Genomic DNA, 21,026 nt, shown 5'->3' with positions numbered 1-21,026 from the left:
GTCTAAAACTTAGGTTTGCCGGACGCTACTCCGAACGGTTCCGCCGCGAGACGGCGTACGTACCGACGGCGACGCCGACCGCGATGGGGACCGCTCGGCCCGCTGCAGTCGTCACGGCGTCCCCGAGTGCCACGCCGAGCGCCGTCGCCACCGCGAGCGCTATCGCGGCGACGACCGCGGTGTACGGGAGCGGGTCCGTGAGGTCGACCACTCTAGATGCCCTTGCTCATCAGGTGGGAGCGAATCACGTCGGCGTCCTTGTTCGCCGACCCCGTGTTCAGGAGGACGACGGTGTCGTCCTCGCCGAACTCGCCCTGCTCGGAGAGCTCCCACGCGCCCGACGCGGCCGCCGCGCAGGTCGCGCCCATCTCGACGCCCTCGCGTTTGGCGACGACGGCCGCCGCTTCGAGGATGTCGTCGTCGCTCGTGGCGACGGCGCCGCCGTCGGACTCCCGGAGCGCGTCCAGAATCATCGGGCTGGCGCCCGGGTCCGGAATCTCGATGCCGCCACAGATGGTGTCCGGCGCGTCCCACGGCTCGTGGACGTCCCGGCCCTCCTCGAAGGCGCGCACGACCGGCGCACAGCCCTCGGCCTGCGCGGCGTACATCGCGGGCAGTTCGTCCGTCAGACCGAGGTCGCGGAACTCCTCGGCTGCCTTGTGCATCCCGACGAGGCCGACGCCGCCGCCGGTCGGGTAGACCACCGCGTCGGGCACCTCCCAGTCCAACTGTTCGACGGTCTCGTACAGCATCGTCTTCTTGCCCTCGTGGCGGTACGGCGTGACGAACGTCTTCACCGAGTACCAGTCGTCGTGTTCGTCCATCGCGTCCGCGTACGCCGCGCCGGCGTCCCCGATGCGGCCCTCGACGATGTTCATGTCGCCGCCGTGGACGTTCACCATCGCCTTGTTCGTGAACCCGGCGCGGGACGGCAGGAAGACGTGGGAGTGGAGGTCCGCCCGGCCGGCGTACGCGGCGGCGGCCTGCCCCGCGTTCCCGGCGGAGTTCAGCGCCACCTCCTCGGCGCCGTGCTGGACCGCCGCCGTCACCGCGACGGTCTGCCCGCGGTCCTTGAACGTCCCCGTCGGGTTCCGGCCCTCGTCTTTGATGTACACCTCGCCGACGCCCATCTCGTCAGCGAGTTTCGGGCACTCCACGAGCGGCGTCCCGCCCTCGTTCATCGACACCGCCGAGTCGCGGGTGAACGGGAGCAGTTCCTCGTAGCGCCACATCGAGTCGAAGCGCCGCGATTCGAACGTCTCACGGGTCACGTCGAGTGCGTCGTAGTCGTAGGTCGGGTCGAGGATGCCGTCGCAGTCCGGACACCGGTGCGTCGCCTCGTCCGGGTCGAACGTCTCCTCGCAGTCCACGCACCGAAGCCCCTCGAAGGCCGGCGTCGTCTCCATGCCCGAGCCTTCGCGGGCGGGGAGAAAAGCCCTGTCCCTTCCGGACTCGAACCCTGCAGGTTCTTGCCGGTGCCGCCTGAAACCACGCTCATGACCGACTCCGAAGTCGTCGTCGCGGGCGGCGGACTGGCCGGACTGGTGGCGGCGTCCCGACTCGCCGAGGCGGGCCGCGAGGTGACGCTGTTCGAGCGCGAACCCGAGGTCGGCGGGCGCGTGCGCTCGACGCGCGCCGACGGCTTCACGTTCGACCGCGGGTTCCAGGTGCTGTTCACGGCGTACCCGGCGGCCAAGCGGGAACTCGACTACGACGACCTCGACCTGCGCGCGTTCTCCCCGGGCGCGGTCATCTGCCGCGGCGACCAACGTTCGACGCTCGGCGACCCGTTCCGCGACCTCGGCGCGCTCGTCCCGTCGGTGCTCAACCGCGAAGTGACCACCGCGGACAAACTCCGGACGCTCCGCCTCTCCACCGAACTCCGCAAAACGTCCGTCGAGGACATCTTCGCCGCCGAGGACGCCACCATCGAGGAGTCGCTGGCCGCCCGCGGCTTCTCCCGGAAATACGTCGACCGGTTCGTGCGCCCGTTCTACGGCGGCATCACGCTCGACCGCAGTCTCGGCACGTCGAAGCGAGTCTTCGAGTTCACGTTCAAGATGCTCTCCGAGGGGAAGACCGTCGTGCCCGCCGACGGGATGGGCGCCATCACCGAACAGTTGGCCGACCGCGCCGAGCGCGCGGGCGTCACCATCGAGACGGGGACGCCGGTCGAAGCCGTCCGCGCCGACGAGCCCGCAGTCGAGATTCCCGGCGAGACGGTCGACGCGGACGCCGTGGTGGTCGCCGCCGACCCGAAGTCGAGTCGCGACCTGACGGGCGTGGACGCGATTCCGACAGAGGCGAAGGGCTGTGTCACCCAGCACTTCGCGGTGCCCGAGGGCCACCCAGTCGCGGACAGCGACCGCATCCACCTGAACGCCGGCGGCGACGTGCCGAACACCGTCGCCGCGATGTCCGGCGTCGCCGACGAGTACGCGCCCGACGGCAGCGCGCTCGTCGCCGCGACCACCGTCGGCCGCCGCGACGAGTCCGACGGTGACCTCGAAACCCGGACGCGGGACGCGCTCTCGTCGTGGTTCCCGGCGGCGTCGCTGGGCGACTTCCAGTTGCTCCGCACCGACCGCATCGACTTCGCGCAGTTCGCGCAACCGCCGGGCGTCCACGAGACGCTCCCGGACGTCCGCGATCCCGACGGCGCGGTGTATCTCGCCGGCGACTACACCGAGAACTCTTCGATCAACGGCGCGCTGGAGAGCGGCGCGAACGCGGCGAAGGCGGTCGACGACGACCTCTAGAGCAGACCGCGTAGGTCACCGAGCGCCGGGAAGCCCAGCGCCTCGCCGCCGCTCACGACGATGGGCCGGTAGCCGGTCGGGTCCGAGAGGAGCGGCGACACCGCCGCGCCCTCGGTCAGTCGATTCACCAGCGTCCCCGGAGCGAGGCGCGTGAACGCCGGCAACACGAGCGCGTCGCCGCCCCCGCACTGGTTCGGGCCGTAGAGGAAACACGGGTGGCGCTGCCCCTCGATTTCGACCGCCGGGTGCTGGTGGCCGACGACGTACCGAGACGCCTCGACCGGCGGCTCCTCGTGGCCGTGACACACCACGGTTCCGTCCGCGAGTTCGACGTACGTCTCGGCGTCCACGCCGACGGCATCCAACATCGTATCGTGGTTCCCGCGCACCACGCGGTACGTCGCGCCCGCGCGCTCGGCGGCCGCCGCGAGCGCCTCGACCGTCTCCGTGGTGCCCTCGGGCACGCTCCCGTGGACGTGCAGGAGGTCGCCCGCCACCACCACCGTTCCGGGAGCGAACTCCTCGAGGAGGGCGTCGACGCGCTCCACGACGTCCGCGCGCTCCCCGAGGGGCAGCGAGACGTCCGACGCCGCGTCCCGTCCGGCGTGTACGTCCGCCAACACGAGCGCGTCCGCGTCCGGCAGGTACGCGGCGCGCTCGCCGAACTCGGCCCACGACGGCGTGTCGCTCACGGGCCACCGTGTGGTTTCCGGGTGGTTAGGTGCGGCGGTCCACCGATGCGGTTTTGGCGGCGGCGCCCGACGCCCCCGTATGGTCGACGTCCTCGCGGACAAGCGCACGGCGACGCGCTTCCGCATCCTCGTGGAGATAGCCGACCGACAGCCCGCCGTGAGTCAGGGCGAAGTGGCGAACGCCGTCGGCGTCACGAGCCAAGCGGTCTCCGAGTACATCCGCGAACTCGTCGAGGACGGCCTCGTCACGAAAGAGGGACGGTCCCGGTACCGCGTCACCAAGGAGGGCGTGGACTGGCTCCTGCGAACTTCGGCTGACGTCCGCCGGTACGCCGACCGCGTCTCCGAGGACGTCCTCGGTGCGGTCCAGGAGGACGCCGCAATCGCGCTCGGCGCCGTCGAATCCGGGGACACGGTCACGCTCTCGATGCGCGGCGGCCTCCTGCACGCCGCGCCCGGCGACGACGGCCCCGCGACGGGCGTCGCCACCACCGACGCCGACGAGGGCGAGGAGGTCGGCGTCACGGGCTTCGAGGGCATCATCGACCTCGACCCCGGTGAGGTCACGGTCTACCAGATTCCGTCCGTGCGCTCGGGCGGCAGCGACGCCGTCGACGCCGACCGTCTCCGGGACGCGGTCGCGGATGCGGACCTCGTGCTCGCGGCGGGCGTCGAAGCCGTCGTCGCGCTCCGACAGGCCGACACCGAACCCGACACCGCGTTCGCCGCCGGCGAAGTCGCCGCCGAAGCCGCGAGCAGGGGCCAGCGCGTCGTCGTCGTCGCCGTCGCCGACGCCATCGGGCGCGTCACCGACCCGCTCCGGGACGGCACCGCGAACTACCGCGTCACCGACCTGACGTAGCCGCCTGCCGCGCCGCCGCGTACGCCTCCCGCACGCGCTCGAACGTCTCCCGGTCGCCGCCGCGGTCCGGATGCACCTCCTTCACGCGCTCCCGGTACGCCGCCTTCAGTTCCGACTCGCTCGCCGACCGCGATACGCCCAGCGTCTCGAACGCGTCGCTCACGCGTTCCTCTTCGTCTCGTTCCGCCTCGGGTTCGTCGAACAGTTCCGCCGGGTCCGGCGTCTCGAAGGGCAGGCGACCGCCGAGGTGCGCGCCCGGCATCTCGTGTTCCGCGAGCACGGCGTCCGTCTCGGCGTTCCGAATGCGGAAGTAGTCCGGCGCGTCGAACGTGATGGCGACGTCCCGCCGGGGCAGGTAGAAAGCGACGTGCGTCCCCGCGACGAAGTGGTCCTCCGCGAACGGCTCCTCGATGGCCCGCAGGTACGCGCGAATCTCGCGCCGGCGCTTCCACTCCCCGGAGCGCTCCTCGGCGGGCGTCACGGGCTCGGTCGGGAACAGTCGCTCGCCGAGCACGAACATCGCGGCGACCACTACGGTCACTACGCCCGTGATGGCCAGTCCCCACGCCAGCCACGCCGGTAGCACGCCCTAGAGTTGGTGTCGTCGATAGAAGAATCGTTCGCCGCCCTACGCCGACTGGGCCGCCGTCACCCGATGTACCGCAGGTCCTCGTCGCCGCCGGGGCTCGCGCCCTCCTCCATCTCGCGGAGGCGACCGACGACCTCCTCCATCTCGTCCGCGCGGTCGTCTAAGGCCTCCTCGTCCACCTCGAAGCCGAGCATGGATTCGAGGACGGCGAGCACGACCTTCGCCGCCTTCGGGTCCACGAGGTAGCCCGACGTCTCCCCCATCAGGCACGCCGCGTCGAACCCGCGCTTCCCGCCGAGCCCGAGCAGGAGCCCGCTCGAACCGACGATGCCGCCAGCCGGCTCCTCGCTCCGGAACTCCACGCCCGCGTCTTCGAGGTCCGCCTTCATGTCGGCGTCCGAGACGGCGCCGACCACGTCGTGTTCCTCCACGAGTTCGCCCGTCGGTACGCCGCCGAGGGCGTACACCTCGCTCGCGTCGAACTCCTCGGCGACGTCGAGGAACGCCTCGCAGACGCGGTAGTGCCCGACGTTGTCCTGTGCCTGGTGGTCGCCGGTCAACACGACGAGGTCGCGGCCCTCGGTCTCGACCGCGTACACCTCGGCGGACGCGAGTTCCGCGACGCTGTCGTCGCTCACGGTGACCTGCGGCGGGAAGTGCTCGCTGTGGATGCGACAGACGAGTTCGCTGTCCGTCTCCTCCACGACGTGTTCGGCCACCAACTTCCCCACGTGGCCGACGCCCGGCAGCCCCTCCACGAACACGGGGTCGTCGAGGTCCGGCTCGGCGACCCACGAGATGTCGATTTCGTCCATATCCCTACGGGCGGGTGCGCTCCTTAAGAGAGCGTCGGTAGCGCCCATTCGGGTCCTCGGGGTCGAACGGCGCCGGCGCGCTGTTCGCGGCGTCAGCGCCACACTCGGGACAGGTATCAGAAAGCGTGTACACCGGGCGGTCGTGGCGCTCGCGCCACGCCGAACACACCCGGATGTCGGATTTCATTCCTCTTCGTGCTGGCGCTCCCGGTGGAAGTTACCCTCCCCGCCGAGGTCGCCGATCTTCACGACGGCGCGCTCGCCAGCCGCCTCGAGTTCGGACTCCGCCGTCTTGTAGTTCGGCGCCTGCACGCGCACCCGGTACTCGGGCGCGCCGACGTACGTCACGTCGAGTTCGGCCTCGTCGGGGACTTCGCCGTTCCCCTCGGCGGCCTTCAGCGCCTCCTTCACGTCGTCCACGCCGTCCGAATCCGGGGACGTGAGCGTCACGTACCCCGTGACCGTGACGTACGGCACGGAGACGTTCTCGCGGGCGGTCTCGACGATGGCGTCCTGCTCGTCGTCGTCGAGGTCGGTGCCTTCGAGGGCCTCGTAGCCGTGAATCGCGGCCTGCTCGAACCCCTCGTAGAGGCTCCCGAACGAACCGAGCAGTTCGTTCGCGATGCGGCGGAACTGGTCGTCGTCCATGTCCTCGCCGAACGCGAGCGTGAGCCACTTGTCGGCCTTCTGCTCGTTCTTCCAGTCCTGAATCTTGTCGGAGCGCTGGTGGTCGTTGACGTCCTTCAGCGAGAGGTCGATCTGCTGGGCGGACTCGTCGACGTCCAGCACCTTCGCCACGACCGTCTGGTCCTCGTTGACGTGGTCGCGGACGTTCTTGATCCAGCCGCTGGCCACCTCGCTGACGTGTACGAGGCCGCGTTTGTCCTCGTACTCTTCGAGGTCGACGAACACGCCGAAGTCCTCGATGTCGTCGACCTTCCCGACGACGAGTTCGCCCTGCTCGGGCCAGCCGACGTACTTCATCTCGCCTCGACGGTCTCGACGACCTCACCGAGGAGGTCGGCCTCGCCGCCGGTCGGACGCGCGAGCGTCGTCCCGCAGACGGCACAGGCGACCTCCGTAGAGGCCTTCCCGAAGACGGTCTGTTCGTTCTCGCAATCCGGACACTCGACTTTGTAGAATCCTCCAGCCATTGTTACTCCTGGAACACCAGTCGACCGGTACGCCATCCCTCTCGGAGGTGGGCCTTCCCACACTCGCCACAGCGGTACTTCAGATCCGTCTTCTTCGTCGGCTTGTTGCCGACCGGGACCTTCGAGAAGCGACCGTGGTTCCCGATGGTGCCGTTCGCGCGCTTCGTGCGGCGAGCGTCCCACTTCATCCCGGACGAGCGGCCCGAGCGGACCTTCTCGACCTCGATCTGGTTGTGTTCCTCACAGTGCGGGCAGTAGCTGTTGAAACGTCGTGGCATCTCCATAGGCGGAATCAGCTCTGTTACCCCTCGCTATGACTCGGTTGTTTAAAATCCGTTTGGTTCGGGGGCGGCGGTCGGGGTGCCTTCGAAGCGTTTAATCCGCCATGCTCCGAACCCGCGAGTATGGAACGCCTCATCATCCACGGCGACCCCGGCGTCCGCCGTGACGCCGTCGTCGAGTACGACGGCGAGGAGAAGGTCCTGTTTCAGGTGACGCGGAACGGCGACTGGCACGGACCGGACGAGGTCCAGCTCTGGTGTATCATGGGCGACGCGGACGAACGCGAGGACTACGAGCGGCGGAACTTCGTCCCGCACTTCCTCGACGTCACGACCGCCGACGCCGACGAGTTCGACGTGAAAAAGCGCGCCGGCGACCTCGCGGTCTAGTTCCTCGTCTCCACCAGTTCCGTCTCGTTCACGGCGTAGACGGTGACTTCCTCGTTCCGGTAGGCCGGCGCGATGCCGGGTTCGTCGGCCATCTCCGCGACGTCCCAGCGCTCGCGTTCGAGCGGGCCGACCCAGACGTACTCGACGTCGTGTTTCCGCAGAAGCACCGCCCGGGAGACGGGGTCCTCTGTCTCGTAGAGGATGTCGAGGTCGCTGACGCGCGTCCAGTACGCCTCGTCGCCCCGGTAGATTGTCTCCTGAATCCAGCCCGCGACCGTCGGGATGCCGGTGAGACTCGACGCCGGGTTCTGCCACGTGTACGGTTCGAGGCCGGGCGCCGACGTGATGTGCGGCTGGCCGGGTTTGTCGTTCAGCCACTCGATGGCGTCGGCCTGCGCCGGGTACCTGTCGTGGGCGTCCTCGAAGCCGTCCAGCGACGCGTCGTCCATCGACCCGAAGTGATTGGAGAGCGCCAGCCCGCCGTACACCGACGCCGACACGACGAGCACGACGACGAACGCGGTGCCCGCGGCCGACCGGAGGCGGTCCGCGCTCGGTCGGCGCGCCGCCAGCGACGCGAGCGCGACGCCGCCGGGAATCGACCACAGCGCCCACACCTGCGCGTACACCTTGAAAATCGTGTTGAACCGCCCGCTGAGCGCGTTGTCCACGAGGTACGCGAACTCCACGAGAATCACGAGGCCCGCGCCAGCGACCACGAGCACGCCCTCGTAGCCGACCGTCCGCCGGCGTCGCAGGAGCCACGCGGCGCCGAGTATCGGGCCGGCGAGCGCCACCGCGACCATGTCCAGTCCGACGCCCGCGACCGTCAGGTCGAAGGACGCGCCGAACGCCACCGCCGCGACGGCCGCGAGGCCCGCAATCGCCCAGTCCCGCCAGTCGCGCGCGACCCGAGCGACGAGATAGGCCGCGAACGCCGCGAGGAACAGCCCGTGGACGAGCAGGAACGACCCGAGCCGCGTGGGGTCGGGGAGGAACGCCGGATGGCGGCTGGACGCGCCGACGAGCAGGACGTTCCACACGAACGGCCACACCGCCGCGGCCGCCAGCACCGCCACCAGTCCCGCGACGACGACGCCCACCACGACGCGCTGCACTTCGTCCGCGACGGCGAGCGACCGGTCGGCGTACCGGTCGACCACCGGGAACAGCGACGCGGGCCGTGCGTCAGCGAGCGCGACCGACAGCGCGGTCACGCCGAGAACCGTCGGAAAACTCCACGTGTTCACGGTCAGCATCGTCCCTGCGAGCACGGGCAACACGCCGAACACGAGCGCGCGCCGCCGCCACCGCTCGCCCTCGGGCGTCCGGTAGTACGCCAGCCCGGCGCCGACCACGAGGAACAGCACGGCGACGCTCATCATGTGCCCGTGCAGGTCGCCGTTCAGGTACGCGAACAGCGGGAACTCGTTGATGCCGTTCTCCACCACGCGGCTCGCGTGCCACATGTCGAACGTCTCCGGCGTCGTCGTCGGGTCGCGGTTCGGCTGAATCCCCGCCGCCGCCACGGCGTCCCGGACGACCGGAACCTTCGCCGCGAGCAGTCGCACGGGCGTCACGAGGTTGCTCGCGAACCCGAACGCGAACGCCCCGAGCACGCCCGCTCGCACGCGCCGCGACTGCGTCACCGCCGCGAACGCGAACGCCGCCGGCACAATCGCCACCCACCACGACACGCCGAGTGCCACCAGCGCCGCCGCGAACGCGACGCCCGCGACGCTCAGCGCCGTCGACTGCCGCACCGGCTCGTCGTCGCCGCTTCGCGCGCTCGCAATCGTGCTCGCCAGTCCGTACGCGCCCGTCACCGCCATCGCGTAGAAGCCTGCGAGCGCCGGACTGTACGCGTACCGGCCCTCGGTCCCGGTCAACAGCGCGCCGACGGCCGCCATCAGGTGGCCGCCGTAGTAGTAAATCAGGCGCTCGCCCGCGAACCACATGTCCTGTGGCGGCAGGCGGTCCGCGCGCAGGAGACTCTGCAGAATCCCGAAGTCGAGGAACTTCTCGCCGCCGCCCGGATACACGCCCTGGTCGGCGGCCTGGAGCGCCAGCAGGAACGCGAACGCCACCGAGAACACCGCCACGACCTCGCCGTACGCGCGCCTGTCGACCTCCACACCGCCGCGCGCGAGCCACGCCGACGCCGCCAACACGGCGAGCGCCACGCCGACCACGACCCACGTCCCGAACGCGTACTGCCCCACCCACAGCGTCGGCACCGTCACCAACACCAGCGCCGCCGGCATCGCCAGCGACGCCCCGCGGTCCGGCGCGTCCGGCAACACCCGCGACGCGAACGGCAACCCCACCACCAGCAGGACCTGGTAGAGCAGCCACCACCGAACGACGACACCGTACTCCATCGCCAGAACCGTGCGGACGCGTCGCTAAACGCTTTCGGGTTCGTGACCGAATTCTGCGTCGTCGGGTTTGCAGGAGAAGTAGCGGGAGGTGAACGGGACTATGCCTTCCCGTGGCTTACTCAAACACTCCCACGACTCCATCGGTCTGGTCGCCTCTACCGGCGTCGTGGGTCACGGACGGGGCGTCCACGGCCCCCGATGCCCGCCGTCGCACCTTCCGTACCTGTGGGAGGTTGTTGAGAGCGGGCACATTCCAATTGAGAGCTCGTACTCCTCGTTTCGCGACGTTCAGCGCGGCGTTACGGTCCGCGTGGTCCTGGTGGCCACAGGCTCGACAGCGGAACCGATTCTTTCGCCTGTTCGAGCACGTGGTGTGTTCGCAGTCAGTGACTGCGCACATTTGACTCGTGTACTCGGGGTCGATTCGCATTGTCGGGATGCCACTGAACGACGCTTTGTACGTGGTGTAGGACTGCAGCGCGCCGAATGGGATGCGGTGTATTCGTTGGTTCATTCGAGCGCCGAGGTCGAGCCCTTCGCGGATGTCTTTGAGGTCTTCAAAGACGATACAGGGTGACTCGAACTGATTCGCAAACTCGGAAATGAAATTCGAGAGTTTGTGGAGACGGTCTCGCACGAACCGTTTCTCTTTCTGTTCCAGCGATTCGAACTGACTCGTCTTTCCGGCCTTCTGAATTCGTTTTCTGATCGTTAGGTATCGATGCCGCTCGGATTTGACCTCCGGGTACTCGACGACTAGTGTCTCCTCCACCCCGTCGTCCGACAGAGCCGCCAGAGCGACGTTATCCTCGTTTACGTCGACCCCGATTATCGTCTCGGACTGCTCCGGGCGTCGAACAGCTGCGTCCGTTTTCGTCACGGTGACGTGGAGTTCGGGGTCTCCGCGTCGGAAGAGCGCTTCTGCCGTTCCGATTTCCCACCCCGAACCGCACAGTGCAGACTTCAGGAGGTCGAGATGAACATCGCTGCCACGCAGTACGCCACGGACTGGATTGTACGGTTTGGTGCTAATTCGGAAGGCGACTTCACCGTCGTCGAGAGTCAGGTCGTATCCCTCGGTGTAGTTCGCTCTGATTGGATAGGGGTCTGACTTGGTGTGACTGGGGAGGCATACATCCGCCTGACTCCGTCCGTTTTCGACCGCATCGAGCGCCTTGTTGACGATACGCTGGGTCGTGTTGCGAACCAAATCGACTTCGTCAGCGACGGTCGGCGCAATGTTCGCCGACTCAACCCCTTCCTTCGCCAGTCGGACTGTCTCGTTGTACGCTCGACGCGATTCTCTGGCTGCGAAGCGCAAATCTGCCTCGTCGCCGCTCTGAATCTCCAACTGAAAGTCTAGTGTCTTCACGAGATCGACGTTTCTCCCCATCAGCCCACAGTCCCACGAAATGACGAACTGACTTCAGGTTTTGTGATGTTCGGTGCTCGCCTCAGGAAGCACGACCTTTCGACACGGCTACGCGGTGAGAAGCAACGCCGAATGCGTCAATTTCAGAAACCAGCAGGATAGCGGGAGGTAGATTTGAACTACCGATCTCCGGGTTATGAGCCCGGCGGAATCTCCTGGCTATCCCATCCCGCTACCCCATCGTAACCCGCTGCGTCAGTTAAGGGTTCTGATTCGGACGCCGTGTGGGAGTTCTCCACCCGACTACGCGTCGAGTTCGTCGAGGAGCGTGCGCGCGGCCGCTGCGGACGACTCCGGGCCGCGAGCCGTGACGAGGTCGCCGTCGACGGTGACGCTCGTGTCGCTGTCGAGTTCCGCGTCCCAGTCGCCGCCCGCCGCGACGACTTCGTCCTCGACCCAGTACGGGAGTTTGCGGCCGTCCGGCATCACGCCGTCGCCGTCGACGATGCCGTCCTCCCACTCGTTCGGGAAGCCCGTGACGGCGCGGCCATCGACGAGGTGGCCGCCGTCGTCGTTCCGCGTCCACGCGAGAATCCCGACGGCGTGACAGACGACCAGCGCCTTCTCGCTGTCGCCCGCGACCGCGTTCCGGAGGAGGCGGCGCGCGTCCCGGTCCTGGTTCACGTCCCACGCGGTGCCGTGGCCGCCGGGGAAGACGACCGCGTCGTAGTCCGCGGCTTCGACGCGCGCCGTCGCCGTCGGGTCGTTCAGGCGGTCGTCGTTCTCGTGGACGTCGCGCACCCACTCGGCGGTGTCCTCACCGACCTCCTCGGGGTCGGCGGACTGCTCGTCGAGGACCGGCGGGTCGCCGCTCGGCGTCGCCACGGTGATGTCGAACCCCTCGCTGTCGAGTGTCGTCAGCGGTTCGACGCACTCCTCGCCCCAGTAGCCGTGCTCGCTCACGACGAATAACGCGGAAGACATGACTGCTCAGACGTACGCGCCCCGCACAGAAAAGTCGCGGACCGTCCGCGAGTTCGACCGCTACCCGTCGCCGTGTTCGTCGACGATGACGACGTCGCCGTCCTCGACGTCGACGTTGATGAGCGTCTTGACGTCCGTGCCGGAGTCGTCGAGTTCGTTCGGCCCGGCCTTCTTGATGACGGCGACGACGTCCGCGACGTCGGCGCCGATGTGTTCGAGCGCGTCCGTGATGGCGCGCAGGGTGCCGCCCGTCGAGAGCACGTCGTCGAGGACGAGCACGCGGTCGCCCTCGTCGACGTCGTTGATGTACATCTCGTTCTCCGAGTAGCCGGTCTGCTGGCTGAGCGCGACCTCGCCGGGGAGGCCGTACTCGCGTTTCCGGATGACGACCAGCGGGATGTCGGTCATCAGGGAGACCGCGGTGGAGATGTGGATGCCCATGGCTGCGGGCGTGACAATCTTGTCTACGTCCTCCAGTTCCGCCTTCCGGATGATGCGGATGACGATTTCGCGGAGGAGTTCGGGTTCCAACATCGGGACCCCGTCGCTGATGGGGTGGACGAAGTAGTGGTAGCCGTCCTTCTCGATGATGGGGGCGTCGAGCAGCGACTGCTTGAGCCGATCCATGCTGGATGTACTTGCGCCGCGAATAAAAGGTGACGGAACGAGACGCGCGCCGAGAACCACGAGCGCCGCCGGTCAGAGGACGGTGACGGCGAGCGCGACGGTGAGCATCACGACGACGAGCAGGATGCTCGCGCTGGTGTCGGCGCGAAGCGACACGCGGTCGCGACCGACGACGCTGCCCGCCGTGGCAGCCGGCGACCGCACGACGCCGGCCGCGGACTTCGCGGCGGCGACGACGACGCGGTCGACCGCGGCGTACAGTTCAGTGACGGCGACCACGAGGTAGCGGGTCGCGTAGAACGACAGCGGGTTGTACGCGTTGTCCACGTCCGGCACGCGACCGAGCCCCGAAAGCGGCTTCTTCACGAGCGCGAAGCCGACGAGGCCGAGGACCGCCAGCGCGACGCCCTCGACGACGTGTGGCACGGTGTACGTGTGGTAGGCGTGGGCGACGACCGACTTCGAGGTCACGTCGAACGGCAGGAGCGCGAACAGCGCGGTGTCGAAGACGCCGTAGAACACGCAGAGCGCGGCGACGGCGACCATCGCGACGGACTGCCCGCGGTTCGCGTCCTTCACGGAGCCGTCGTAGGTGCCGTGGAAGAACGCGTAGTAGCCGAACTTGATGAAGGACATGAACGTCCCGACGCCCCCGATGAGCAACAGCAATTCGAGCGTGTAGAAGTCGCCGACGACGACCGGCCCCTTCTCGAAGGCGTAGTGGCTCGCGGAGATGACGATGCCCTTGCTCACGAACCCGTTGAAGCCCGGGAAGCCCGCAATCGAGAGCGCCGCGACGGAGAACGCGCCCGCCGTCAGCGGCATCTCGGACGCGAGGCCGCCGAGTTTCTTCAGGCTCTCCTCGCCGGTCCGGTAGACGACGACGCCGGCGGCCATGAACAGCAGGCCCTTGTAGAGGATGTGGTTGAAGACGTGGGCGAACGCGCCGGCTTGCGCGAGCGCGCCGCCGATGCCGACGCCCGCGACCATGTAGCCGACCTGCGACTGGATGTGGTAGGAGAGCAGGCGGCGCATGTCGTTCTGGAACAGCGCCATCGTCGCGCCGAACACGGCCATCAGACCGCCCATGTACGCGACTGCGACGCTGCCGTCGGGGAACGCGCGGTACATGCCGTAGACGCCGGTCTTCGTGGTGAACACGCAGAGGAAGACGCTGGCGGCGACGTGCGGCCGCGGGTAGGTGTCGGGGAGCCACGCGTGCAGGCCGATGAACCCGACGTTGACGCCGATGCCGATGCCGGCGAGAATCGGCGCGACGGAGCCCGCGAGGCCCGCGGTCTCGGGGCCGCCGGGCACCGAGCCGAACAGGAACGTCCCCGTCTCGACGAAGTGCCAGATGACCGCGCCCAACAGGAGCGTGCCGCCGATGCCGTGCAGGACCGCGTACCGGAAGCCCGCGCGGACGGCGCGGCCGCCGTAGTGCCAGACGAGCAGCGTGCTGGTGACGGCCATCAGCTCCCAGAAGAAGATGAGCGACAGCCAGTCGCCGGCGAAGACGGCGCCGAGGCTGGTGCCGACGTAGCCGAGCGCGAACGCCGTCTGGACGTTCTCGGCGTCGCTGGCGTACGAGTACAGCACGCCGACGGCGCCGATGAACCCGAAGATGAGCCCCATCAGCACCGAGAACGAGTCGACGTTGAACAGCACGGCGTCGAACCCGAACAGCTTCGTCTGGAGGTAGACGCCCTCGTCGACGAGCCAGACGTACGGCACGACGGCTGCCGTCGCGAGCACGCCGAGCGCGTGCCCGGCCTTCCGGCCGAGGAACGGCAGCAGGGCGGCCGCGAGCAGGACGGGGACGAACGGCGGGACGACGCCGTCCATCACGCCACCACCCCCATCATCGCGGCGTTCGCGACGACTTCGCGCACGATTCGCAGGAACACCGCGGCGTCCGGCACGACGCCGAGTACGAGCGACCCGGCGGCCGCGAACAGAATCGGACCGACGACGAACCACGAGCCCTCGGCGCCGTTCGGCGCGCGGCGCTCGAACGGGCCGCCGCCGTGGTGGTCGTGCCCGCCGTCGGTGGCGTGGCCGTCGTCAGTCGCGTGCCCGCCGTCGGTCCGCGCTTCACGCCCGAAGTAGCCGCCGAGGGGTGCCTCGACGATGGGTTTCTCGTCGGACGCCTCGCTCGTCTCGAAGAACGCGGTGTAGACGACCGGCCAGAAGTACGCGATGTTCAACACGCCAGACAGCAGGAGTGCGGCGGTGAACGCGAGGTTGCCGGCGGAGACGGTGCCGATGAGCAGGAAGTACTTCGAGACGAACCCGGCGACGAGCGGGATGCCCGCCATGCCGGCGGCGGCGACGGCGAACGCCGTCATGGTCAGCGGCATGCGTCTGCCGATGCCGGCCATGTCGGAGATGTCGTCGGTGTGCGTCTCGACGTGGAGCGCGCCCGCACAGAAGAACAGGGTGAGTTTCATGAACGCGTGGGCGGGGATATGCAGGAGGCCGCCGATGAGCGCCCACTTCGTCGCCTCCGAGGGCGCGGCGGCCGCGCCGACGGCGAGCCCCAACACGATGTAGGACAGCTGGCTCACCGTGGAGAACGCGAGGCGGCGCTTGAGGTTGTCCTGTCTGAGCGCGATGACCGACGCGACGACCAGCGTGGCCGCCGCGACGACGGCGAGGAGCGTGCCGACGCCGAGGTCCGCGACGAGGTCGACGCCGAACACGTCGAGCAGGACGCGCGCGATGCCGAACACGCCGGACTTGACGACGGCGACGGCGTGCAGCAGTCCGGAGACGGGCGTCGGCGCGACCATCGCGTCGGGCAGCCACGAGTGCATCGGCATCAGCGCCGCCTTCACGCCGAACCCGGCCGCCAGCAGCGCGAACGCGGCGCGGGCGAGCGTCGGGTCGGAGTTCGCGAGCGCGGCGATGCCGCCCGGCGTAAACGCCGTCGTGCCGGCGAGGTGGACGACGAGCAGCGTCCCGCCGAGCACGGCGACGCCGCCGCCGAACGTGTACGCGAGGTACTTGCGGCCGGCGGCGCGCGCCTCCTCGGTTTCGTCGTGGGCGACCAGCGGGTAGGTCGCCACCGTCAGCAGTTCGTAGAACAGGTAGAGGACGACGAGGTTCGACGCGAACGCGACGCCCACGGCCGACGAAACGCTGCCGGCGAACGCCGCGAAGTACCGCGTCTGACTGTGCTCGTCGAGGCCGCGCATGTAGCCGATGCTGTAGAAACTCGTGACCAGCCAAAGCGTGCTCGCGAGCAGCGCGAACAGCAGCCCGAGCGCGTCCGCCCGCAGCGTGAAGTCGATGTACGGAACGAACGGGCCGAGGTCGGTGACGTAGACGTCGCCGGCGAGGACGCGGGGGACCATGCTCGCGACGACGCCGAGTCCGAGGACGGCGGCGAGCAGGGTCCAGCCCTCGCGGACGTTCGGTCGGCGGTGTGACGCCAGAATCGGGACGACGGCGACTGCCGACACGAGCACCGCAGCGAGTGGCCGGAGTGAGGTGATTTCGGTCATGATAGGAGTGCTTCGATGGTCGGTTGCATGAGGTCTCCGTACTGGAACACGGCGAACCCGAGAGTGACGGCGAGCACGGCCGCCGCGACGACCGCGGCGTACATGCCCAGCGACGCCTCGACGGGTTCGGCGGCGTCTTCGTCGCCGCCGTCGGCGACGGCGCTCGCGGTCTCGCGTTCGGTCTCGGCGTCGAGGTCAGTCGACGGTTCGCGGAAGAACATCCGCTCGACGAGGCGCGCGAAGTACGCCAGCGTCAACACCGTGCTCGCGACGATGACGGCGAGCAGCGCCCACGAACCGGATTCGGCGGCGCCGACGGCGACGTACCACTTGCCGGCGAAGCCGACGGTCGGCGGCACGCCCACCATCGCGACGGCGAGCACACCGAAGACGCCGGCGCCGACCGGCGAGCGCTTCACGAGTCCCGCGTAGTCGTCGACGGTCGTCGCGCCGGTCTCCGTGTCGACGAGACCCGCGGTCAGGAACAGGCCGCCTTTCATGACGGCGTGGCCGACGAGGTGGACGGCGGCGCCAGTCAGCGCCGTGACGTTCCCGATGGAGATGGCGGCGACGACGAGGCCGAACTGCGAGACCGACGAGTACGCCAGCATGCGCTTGACGCGCGTCTGCGAGACGGCGAGCAGGCTGCCGACGACGATGCTTATCGTCGCGCCGGCGACGAGGAGCGAGGTCGCGAGCGGGTTCGCGTCGAGGAAGCCCGCGCCGAACACCGTGTAGACGACGCGCAACAGCGCGTACGCCGCGACGGTGGAGACGAGCGCGGAGATGAGGCCGCTGACGGAGTCCGGCGCGCCCGCGTAGGCGTCGGGCTGCCAGGTGTGCAGCGGGAACACGGCGACCTTGATGAACAGGCCGACGACCATGAGCGCGAACGCCGCCTGCGTCAGCGTCGCGTCGTAGCCGTTCGCCGCGAGTTTCGCGGCGAGGTCGCCCATGTTCAGCGTGCCGGTGCCGATGTACGCGTACCCGATGCCGAGCAGGAACAGCGACGCGCCGACGGTGCCGACGAGCAGGTACTTGAGCGCGGCGACGGCGGACTCGCCGCGGTCGCCGCTGGCGACGAGCGCGTACGCCGCCAGCCCCGTGATTTCGAGGAACACGTACATGTTGAACAGGTCGCCCGTGATGCTCATGCCCGTCAGGCCGGCGACCAACAGCAGGAACACCGCGTAGAACGGGTTCGAGCGCGGGCCGGCGCGACGCGAGTACGCGAGCACGCCCAGCGACACCGCACCGATGAGGACGAGCATCGTCGCGGACAGCCCGTCGACGACGAGTTCGATGCCGTACGGCACTTCGAACCCGCCGACGACGTACTCGATGCGGCCGTCCGCGAACGCGCGCTCCGCGAGCGACGCCGCGGCGGCGAGGTAAGCGACGGTCGCGGCGACCGCCACGTGCCACCCGCTGCGCGACTGCACGAGGGACGCGAGGAACGCGACGAGCGACCCGAGGATGGGGACGGCGACGACGAGCGCGGCGAGGTCACTCACTGCCACGCACCTCCTGGAGGGTGTCCTCGCTGAGCGTCCCGTACTCCGCGTAGATGCGGACGATCATCCCGAGGGCCACCGCCGTCAGCGCGACGCCGACGACGATGGCGGTGAGGATGAGCACGTGCGGGAGCGGACTGACGTGCGGTTCGCTCATCGTCAGTATCGGCGGATTCCCGCCTTCGACGTACGCCGACGCGATGAAGAACAGGAAGATTCCGGTCTGGAAGATGTTCATACCGATGACTTTCTTCACGAGATTCTGGGACGCTATCATCACGTACGACCCGATGCCGAGCAGCAGGAACGTCGCGACGTAGTAGTCCCGTGTTGCGAGCAGGTCTATCATTCGCTGTCACCTCCGTTTTTCCCGGCGTCGATGGCGAACAACAGTCCGGTGATGGTGCTGGCGACGATGACGCCGATGAACAGTTCGACCGCTTCGATGCCGTACTTGACCGCGTGGTGGATGCCGAGTTCCGTCTCGATGACGCGGTACTCGAGGAAACCGCCGCCGAGCGCGACGGTGCTCACGCCGACGGCGAGGAACGCCGCGACGCCGAGCGAGACGAGGGCGACGAGTTTCGACTCACCGACCCACTCCCGGAGCGGGTCGATGCCGAACGCGATGCCGAGCATCACCATCACGGTGGCGACGATGACGCCGCCCTGGAAGCCGCCGCCGGCGGAGTCCGCGCCGTGGAACATCACGAACAGGCCGAACGTGAACACGAACGGCGAGACGACGCGCACCGTCGCCATGATGATGGGGCTCTCCACGTAGTCCCGGAGGTCGCCGGCGGCGTCCGGCGTCTCGTCGGGGGGCGTTTCGCTCACGCGAACACCTCCTTCTTGAGCACGACGAGCAGTCCGACGCCCGCCGAGTAGACGACGACGGCCTCGCCGAGGGTGTCGAACCCGCGGTACGCGGCGAGGACGGCGGTGACGGCGTTCTTCACTTCCGTCTCGGTGTACGCGTTCTCGAGGTAGTAGTTCGTCACCTCGGACGTGATGACTGCGGTGTCCGGACTCCCGATTTCGGGGAGCGAGCCGAGCGTCGTCAGCAGGACGGCAACGAGCAGGACGGACACCGAGAGCGCCGGGACGTCGAGGCGTTCGAACACGCGCTCGCCCGACGGCCGCACCGTCTTCGCGATGGTCAACAGGAACAACACGGTGGTGACGCCGGCGCCGACCGCGGCCTCCGTGAGGCCGACGTCGGGCGCCTGCAACACAACCCAGACCACCGCGATGCCGAGGCTGTACGTCGCGAACGCGATGATGGCGGCGAGCACGTCCCGCAACACCGCGGTCACGAGCGCCGCGCCGAGGACGAACAACAACAGCGGGAGTTCGATGTTCATTCGGCATCACCCTCGTCGTCCGCGGTCCACGGTTCGATGCCTTGGTCTGCCGCGGCGCGCGCGATGGCGTGGGCCGCGGTCGGGTTCGTGATGAACATGAACAGGACGAGCAACACCGCCTTCACGGTGGGGATGTCGGCGCCGAACGTCACGCCGACGGCCGCCAGCGTCAGCCCGGCGCCGAGCGTGTCACTCTTCGACGCGCCGTGAGCGCGCGTGTAGACGTCCGGCAGTCGCAGGATGCCGACGGCGGCGACGAACGTGAAGAACACGCCGCCGCCCACCAGCACGACGACCGCAATCTCTCGGGGCGTCACAGCACACCACCTCGTTCGACGGTGAACTTCGAGATGGCGATGCTCATCACGAAGTTCAACAGCGCGTACACGATGGCGATGTCGAGCGCGCCGGGGTTGCCGGTCGCCGCCGCCACCAGCGCGATGATGACGACGATGTTCGTCCCGATGGCGTTCACCGCGATGACGCGGTCCTGCATCGTCGGGCCGCGGACGACCCGGTAGAGGACGACTGCCGACAGCACGATGAACGCGCCCGCGCCGCCGAGCAGCACGTCGGTGACGAGACTCACGCGTTCTCACCCTCGGATGCGTCGACTGGCGTCTCCGTCACCGACTCGTCGTCGGTCTGGGCGCCGCGCTCGCGCGGGGTCGCGATGCGCATCCCGCGCCGGCCGTAGAACACGAACCGGACCGCGCGTTCGAGGGCGCCGTCCAGGAGGTCCTCGCGGGCCCCCGGCGTGAGGCTGTGGACCGTGAAGTGACGCTGTGTCACGTCGACCGTGAGCGTCCCCGGCGTGAGCGTGATGCTGTTCGCGAGCGTCGTCGCGGGGAGTTCCGACCACACCGCGGCGTCGAACTCGACGACCTTCGGGTCGATGGGGAGACGGGGATGGAGGACGACGCGCGCAATCTGGACGTTCGCTACCACGATTTCCCAGAGGAGGTAGGGGACGTACAGCGCCATGCGACCGAACCAGCCGCCGAGCCGCGAGAGGTCGACTTCGCCGCGGGTCGTGATGCGCCACAGCAGCGAGGCGACGATGCCTGCGCTGATGGCGCCGGTCGCGAGGTCGAACGCGGACAGCGTCCCGCCGACGAGGAGGTAGAACGCGTACGTCGAACAGAACAACACCACGAACTGCCCGAGACCGGCGGGGCGCGTCAGCGGACTCCGGCGCGTCGGGCGCTCGACGGGCGCCATCTCCACCGTCAGCCCGGCGGATTCGAGTTCGCGTTCGAGCGGCGGGAGCAGCGGCGCCATTCCGAGCGGGTTGTACTCCGGGTCGAGGACGACCGTCTCGGCGCCCTGTCGAACCGCGTAGTCCGCGAGGACGCTCGCGTAGTCGCCGGGGTTGAAGAGGTACTCGGCGCCGCCGACGACCGCCGTCTCGACGCGCACGTCGTCGGCGTCGTCGCCGAGGTCTTCTTCCACCCAGACGGTGATTCGGTCGAGGAGTTCGTCGGCGTCCGACGCCGCTCGGTCGCCTTCGCTGCCGTCGCGCCGCTCCGAGAGCGGGTAGACGAAGTACAGCGTCGGTGTGCCTTCCGCGTCCCTGACGCGGTCGGCGACGTGCGCGACCGTCTGCCGGAGCGTCACCGAGTCGTCGACCGGCACGACGATGTCGCCGCCCATCAGGTCACCTCCGGTCGTTCGGGCCGCCGAACCGACGGCGGCCGCGCTGCTATGGTCATTTTCGTGTTCGGCGAGTGGGTGCG

The 21,026-nt window shown here is 68.7% G+C and carries 25 protein-coding genes and 1 tRNA gene; 3 read left to right on the top strand and 23 right to left on the bottom strand.

Going from position 1 to position 21,026, the window contains the following annotated elements:
- Positions 1-25 precede the first annotated feature (25 nt).
- Positions 26-211 carry a hypothetical protein gene (locus LT972_RS10085; protein ID WP_232570040.1) on the bottom strand — a complete coding sequence of 62 codons (186 nt, stop codon included), beginning with the start codon at positions 209-211 and terminating at the stop codon, positions 26-28.
- 1 nt (position 212) lies between these two features.
- Positions 213-1,406, bottom strand: a complete 1,194-nt coding sequence (locus LT972_RS10080; protein WP_232570039.1) for a threonine synthase — start codon at positions 1,404-1,406, stop codon at positions 213-215.
- A gap of 90 nt (positions 1,407-1,496) precedes the next feature.
- On the opposite strand from LT972_RS10080, the gene LT972_RS10075 reads away from it, so the two are divergent.
- A complete protein-coding gene (locus tag LT972_RS10075) occupies positions 1,497-2,759 on the top strand; it encodes an NAD(P)/FAD-dependent oxidoreductase (protein ID WP_232570037.1) in 1,263 nt (420 codons plus the stop codon).
- Here the strand turns inward: LT972_RS10075 and LT972_RS10070 are convergent.
- On the bottom strand, positions 2,756-3,451 hold the full coding sequence (locus LT972_RS10070) for a metallophosphoesterase (RefSeq protein WP_232570035.1): 696 nt from the start codon (positions 3,449-3,451) through the stop codon (positions 2,756-2,758). The genes LT972_RS10075 and LT972_RS10070 overlap by 4 nt on opposite strands.
- A gap of 79 nt (positions 3,452-3,530) precedes the next feature.
- Between LT972_RS10070 and LT972_RS10065 the strand changes: the two genes are divergently transcribed.
- A complete protein-coding gene (locus tag LT972_RS10065; protein ID WP_232570033.1) occupies positions 3,531-4,313 on the top strand; it encodes a DUF7839 domain-containing protein in 783 nt (260 codons plus the stop codon).
- Here LT972_RS10065 and LT972_RS10060 read toward each other — a convergent pair.
- The 6 genes from LT972_RS10060 to LT972_RS10035 all read right to left on the bottom strand — a co-directional run bounded on the left by LT972_RS10060 (position 4,297) and on the right by LT972_RS10035 (position 7,155).
- Entirely contained in the window at positions 4,297-4,899 is a 603-nt protein-coding gene (locus LT972_RS10060; RefSeq protein WP_232570031.1) for a J domain-containing protein, read from the bottom strand. The two genes, LT972_RS10065 and LT972_RS10060, sit on opposite strands and share 17 nt — an antisense overlap.
- Positions 4,900-4,961: 62 nt before the next feature.
- Entirely contained in the window at positions 4,962-5,717 is a 756-nt protein-coding gene (locus LT972_RS10055) for a proteasome assembly chaperone family protein (protein WP_232570029.1), read from the bottom strand.
- Between the two features lie 4 nt (positions 5,718-5,721).
- Positions 5,722-5,904: an RNA-protein complex protein Nop10 gene (locus LT972_RS10050; RefSeq protein WP_232570027.1), complete on the bottom strand. Its 183-nt coding sequence runs from the start codon at positions 5,902-5,904 to the stop codon at positions 5,722-5,724.
- On the bottom strand, positions 5,901-6,701 hold the full coding sequence (locus LT972_RS10045; protein WP_232570025.1) for a translation initiation factor IF-2 subunit alpha: 801 nt from the start codon (positions 6,699-6,701) through the stop codon (positions 5,901-5,903). Before LT972_RS10045 ends, LT972_RS10050 begins: the two co-directional genes overlap by 4 nt.
- Positions 6,698-6,871 carry a 30S ribosomal protein S27e gene (locus tag LT972_RS10040; protein WP_232570024.1) on the bottom strand — a complete coding sequence of 58 codons (174 nt, stop codon included), beginning with the start codon at positions 6,869-6,871 and terminating at the stop codon, positions 6,698-6,700. The genes LT972_RS10045 and LT972_RS10040 overlap by 4 nt, the downstream gene beginning before the upstream one ends.
- A gap of 2 nt (positions 6,872-6,873) precedes the next feature.
- On the bottom strand, positions 6,874-7,155 hold the full coding sequence (locus LT972_RS10035; protein WP_232570023.1) for a 50S ribosomal protein L44e: 282 nt from the start codon (positions 7,153-7,155) through the stop codon (positions 6,874-6,876).
- Positions 7,156-7,275: 120 nt separating this feature from the next.
- Here LT972_RS10035 and LT972_RS10030 point away from each other — a divergent pair, with 120 nt between their 5' ends.
- Positions 7,276-7,542, top strand: a complete 267-nt coding sequence (locus LT972_RS10030; RefSeq protein WP_232570022.1) for an HAH_0734 family protein — start codon at positions 7,276-7,278, stop codon at positions 7,540-7,542.
- On the opposite strand, the gene LT972_RS10025 is transcribed toward LT972_RS10030, so the two are convergent.
- From LT972_RS10025 to LT972_RS09960, 14 genes are all read right to left on the bottom strand, one after another.
- Complete coding sequence (locus LT972_RS10025; RefSeq protein WP_232570021.1) at positions 7,539-9,923, bottom strand: DUF2298 domain-containing protein; 2,385 nt, start codon at positions 9,921-9,923, stop codon at positions 7,539-7,541. The two genes, LT972_RS10030 and LT972_RS10025, sit on opposite strands and share 4 nt — an antisense overlap.
- Before the next feature lie 115 nt (positions 9,924-10,038).
- Positions 10,039-11,316, bottom strand: coding sequence for an RNA-guided endonuclease InsQ/TnpB family protein (locus LT972_RS10020; RefSeq protein WP_232570020.1), 1,278 nt, complete (start codon positions 11,314-11,316; stop codon positions 10,039-10,041).
- Positions 11,317-11,454: 138 nt separating this feature from the next.
- Positions 11,455-11,529, bottom strand: a tRNA-Met gene (locus LT972_RS10015).
- A 69-nt stretch (positions 11,530-11,598) separates the two neighbouring features.
- Positions 11,599-12,279 (bottom strand): type 1 glutamine amidotransferase domain-containing protein, encoded by a 681-nt coding sequence (locus LT972_RS10010; protein WP_232570019.1) that lies wholly within the window; start codon positions 12,277-12,279, stop codon positions 11,599-11,601.
- A 60-nt stretch (positions 12,280-12,339) separates the two neighbouring features.
- Positions 12,340-12,906, bottom strand: coding sequence for a hypoxanthine/guanine phosphoribosyltransferase (gene hpt / locus LT972_RS10005; RefSeq protein WP_232570018.1), 567 nt, complete (start codon positions 12,904-12,906; stop codon positions 12,340-12,342).
- 72 nt (positions 12,907-12,978) lie between these two features.
- Complete coding sequence (locus LT972_RS10000; RefSeq protein ID WP_232570017.1) at positions 12,979-14,751, bottom strand: Na(+)/H(+) antiporter subunit D; 1,773 nt, start codon at positions 14,749-14,751, stop codon at positions 12,979-12,981.
- Complete coding sequence (locus tag LT972_RS09995) at positions 14,751-16,412, bottom strand: proton-conducting transporter transmembrane domain-containing protein (RefSeq protein ID WP_232570015.1); 1,662 nt, start codon at positions 16,410-16,412, stop codon at positions 14,751-14,753. Before LT972_RS09995 ends, LT972_RS10000 begins: the two co-directional genes overlap by 1 nt.
- Complete coding sequence (locus LT972_RS09990; RefSeq protein ID WP_232570013.1) at positions 16,409-17,926, bottom strand: monovalent cation/H+ antiporter subunit D family protein; 1,518 nt, start codon at positions 17,924-17,926, stop codon at positions 16,409-16,411. Before LT972_RS09990 ends, LT972_RS09995 begins: the two co-directional genes overlap by 4 nt.
- A complete protein-coding gene (locus LT972_RS09985) occupies positions 17,919-18,275 on the bottom strand; it encodes a cation:proton antiporter subunit C (RefSeq protein WP_232570011.1) in 357 nt (118 codons plus the stop codon). The genes LT972_RS09990 and LT972_RS09985 overlap by 8 nt, the downstream gene beginning before the upstream one ends.
- Complete coding sequence (locus LT972_RS09980; RefSeq protein WP_269780528.1) at positions 18,272-18,763, bottom strand: MnhB domain-containing protein; 492 nt, start codon at positions 18,761-18,763, stop codon at positions 18,272-18,274. Before LT972_RS09980 ends, LT972_RS09985 begins: the two co-directional genes overlap by 4 nt.
- Positions 18,760-19,290 carry a DUF4040 domain-containing protein gene (locus tag LT972_RS09975; protein WP_232570009.1) on the bottom strand — a complete coding sequence of 177 codons (531 nt, stop codon included), beginning with the start codon at positions 19,288-19,290 and terminating at the stop codon, positions 18,760-18,762. The genes LT972_RS09980 and LT972_RS09975 overlap by 4 nt, the downstream gene beginning before the upstream one ends.
- Positions 19,287-19,607 (bottom strand): monovalent cation/H(+) antiporter subunit G, encoded by a 321-nt coding sequence (gene mnhG / locus LT972_RS09970; protein WP_232570008.1) that lies wholly within the window; start codon positions 19,605-19,607, stop codon positions 19,287-19,289. Before mnhG ends, LT972_RS09975 begins: the two co-directional genes overlap by 4 nt.
- Complete coding sequence (locus tag LT972_RS09965) at positions 19,604-19,879, bottom strand: cation:proton antiporter (RefSeq protein ID WP_232570006.1); 276 nt, start codon at positions 19,877-19,879, stop codon at positions 19,604-19,606. The genes mnhG and LT972_RS09965 overlap by 4 nt, the downstream gene beginning before the upstream one ends.
- Complete coding sequence (locus tag LT972_RS09960) at positions 19,876-20,943, bottom strand: monovalent cation/H+ antiporter subunit E (protein ID WP_232570004.1); 1,068 nt, start codon at positions 20,941-20,943, stop codon at positions 19,876-19,878. Before LT972_RS09960 ends, LT972_RS09965 begins: the two co-directional genes overlap by 4 nt.
- Positions 20,944-21,026: the final 83 nt, after the last annotated feature.

The sequence above is a fragment of the Halobacterium litoreum genome (assembly GCF_021233415.1).
Lineage (GTDB): Archaea > Halobacteriota > Halobacteria > Halobacteriales > Halobacteriaceae > Halobacterium > Halobacterium litoreum.
The sequence above is the reverse complement of the archived record's forward strand: the minus strand, read 5'-3'. Positions and strand labels throughout refer to the sequence as shown.